The sequence below is a fragment of the Achromobacter sp. SIMBA_011 genome, from assembly GCF_046535435.1.
Lineage (GTDB): Bacteria > Pseudomonadota > Gammaproteobacteria > Burkholderiales > Burkholderiaceae_B > Achromobacter > Achromobacter dolens.
In genome coordinates this window covers 1-301 of sequence record NZ_JAWRWN010000243.1, presented here as the reverse complement: position 1 = coordinate 301, position 301 = coordinate 1, and the positions used below count along the sequence as shown (strand labels likewise).

Annotated in this window: 1 protein-coding gene; it reads right to left on the bottom strand. The window is 54.5% G+C overall.

What is annotated here, in order from left to right; genetic code table 11:
• Window positions 1-258, bottom strand: a 258-nt coding sequence (locus SB816_RS30770; protein WP_410548090.1) for a transposase, incomplete at its 3' end; no start/stop codon positions are given.
• Between the last annotated feature and the right edge of the window lie 43 nt (window positions 259-301).

Genomic DNA, 301 nt, shown 5'->3' with positions numbered 1-301 from the left:
CAGCAAGTTGTAGCGCATTTGTTCCATCAGCATGCGCTCGCTACGCACCGAGTAAAACACTTGCAACAGCAGCGCACGCAGCAGTTTCTCGGGCGCAATCGATGCTCGACCGCTGTCTGCATAGATCGTGCTGAACAGCCCATTGAGTCGCTTCAGCGCTTGATTGACCAGCAGTCGAAGCGGCCTCAATGGGTGATCGGCCGGAACAAAATCTTCCAGCTTTACCGTCGTGAACAGCGGTTCTTGCATCTCGTCCATTCCGCGCATCGCTCTCGTCTGCCCAAGATCATGAACACGATAT